The sequence below is a fragment of the Streptomyces sp. NRRL WC-3549 genome, from assembly GCF_000721935.1.
GTDB lineage: Bacteria > Actinomycetota > Actinomycetes > Streptomycetales > Streptomycetaceae > Streptomyces.
The window spans coordinates 61,073-62,878 of sequence record NZ_KL585401.1; the positions used below are offsets into that span (position 1 = coordinate 61,073).

The window sequence follows — 1,806 nt, forward strand, 5'->3', positions numbered from 1 at the left end:
CACCGGGAGCCCGCCGAAGGCCTCTTCGGCGGCCCGGCGCACCGCCGCGTCCGCCTCCGTGCGCCGCTCGCGGTCCACACCGGCCGAGACGAAGAGCGAGGCCGCCTCGGCGGACCGGTGGGTGAGGGTGTGCCGCAGGGCGGCGTCGCCTATGGAACCGGAGAAGGCGGTGAGCGCCGTCAGTACGGAGGTGGTGAGCAGGACGGCCAGTACAGCCGCGGCGAGCAGGAGCCGGTGGGCCCGCACCCGCAGAAGGACGAACCCCGTCACCCGATCCCCCGAACCCTCGGTATCCGCACGCCCCCCGACGTTCCCAGGATGCTTTCAGAGGTCAGCGGGCCTTGGATACCGTCTGCGGGCGCCTTGACGGGATCGTGACCGTTATCCGGCGATGGAGTACCGGATTCCGGATATGCGGGGGTGGGGAGTTCAGTCGGCGGTGTTGATCATCGAGGCCGCGGCGTACGTGAGGTAGTCCCACAGCTGCCGCTCGTGCTCGGGGGAGAGCCCCAGCTCGTCCAGGGCCACCCGCATGTGTCCGAGCCAGGCGTCGTGCGCCGCCCGGTCCACCCGGAACGGGACGTGCCGCATCCGCAGCCGGGGGTGCCCCCTGCGGTCGCTGTAGGTGCGCGGGCCGCCCCAGTACTGCATCAGGAACAGGGCGAACCGCTCCTCGGCCGGTCCCAGGTCCTCCTCCGGGTACATCGGCCGCAGCAGCGGGTCCTCGGCGACGCCCTGGTAGAAGCGGTGGACCAGGCGCCGGAAGGTCTCCTCGCCGCCGACCTGCTCGTAGAAGGTCTGCTCCTGAAGCGTGTCGCGCGGAATCTCTGTCACCCGTCCATGGTCGCAGACGCACCGGCCGAGTACGGAAGTCGTACGACCCCGGTACCCGGCCGGTGCCCGGCGGTTCGGTGTTCAGTCGCGGCGGACCGTGATCGTCGTCCAGGCGCCGACGTGGACCTGGTCGCCGTCCTGGAGGGGGACGGGGACATAGGGCTGGATCGGGTCCTCGGCACCGTTGAGCGTGGTGCCGTTCGTGGAGTTCTGGTCGACCACGGCCCAGCCGCCGTCCGGCTGCTGCACCAGCACCGCGTGCTGGTGCGAGACGCCCGGGTCCTCCGGCGGCACGGCGAGGTCGATGTCGGGCGACTCCCCGGTGCTGTGCCGGCGCCGGCCGATGGTGACCTGGTTACCGCTCAGCGCGCGGCGCTGCTCGGGGGAGTACGCGGGCAGGTTGAGCCCGGTGGCCTCCGGGCCGCTGCGCTGCATCATCGCCAGGAAGTAGTCACGGTCCGGGGCGATGACCGCCGTCCAGCTGCCCGCGGCACGGTCCTCGCCCGGCTCGGAGCCCTGCGGGCCCGGGGCCTGCTGACCCGGAGGCCGCTGGTCCGGTGCCTGCTCACCCGGTGCCCGGCCCTGGCCGGGGAACGGTGCCTGCGGTGCCGGGGCGGCCGGCGGCGTCTGCGGACCCTGCTGGAAGGCGCGCGGAGGCTGCTGCTGCGAGGGCGGGGGCAGCATCCAGTCGTCGTCACCGGTGGGACGCGGCGTCTGGGGCCGGGGCGGCGCCGACTGCTGCGCGGACTGCTGCGGGAACGGCGGCGGCGGCCCCTGGCGCTGCGGCTCGAAGGGCGAGGACGGAACCGGCTCCCCGGGCCGCTGCCCCGGCTCCCCGGGCCTGCCGGGGTGCCCGGCCGGACCGGAGGACTCGGGGGCTCCCGACCCTCCCGGCCGGTTCTGCGGGTCGAAGGGCGACGGCCGCTCAGGCTGCCCCTGCCGCTCGAACGGGGACGGCGACTGCTGCTGGAA

2 protein-coding genes and 1 pseudogene are annotated in these 1,806 nt (G+C 74.0%); all 3 read right to left on the bottom strand.

The genetic code is table 11. From position 1 onward, the window contains the following. Window positions 1-270 (bottom strand): annotated as a pseudogene (locus IH13_RS0116765) (hypothetical protein); the annotation flags it as partial. A 159-nt stretch (window positions 271-429) separates the two neighbouring features. Further along, on the bottom strand, window positions 430-834 hold the full coding sequence (locus IH13_RS0116770) for a globin (RefSeq protein WP_031085230.1): 405 nt from the start codon (window positions 832-834) through the stop codon (window positions 430-432). Window positions 835-915: 81 nt separating this feature from the next. Continuing rightward, window positions 916-1,806: FHA domain-containing protein (locus IH13_RS0116775; protein ID WP_031085232.1), on the bottom strand; the 891-nt coding region annotated here is incomplete at its 5' end.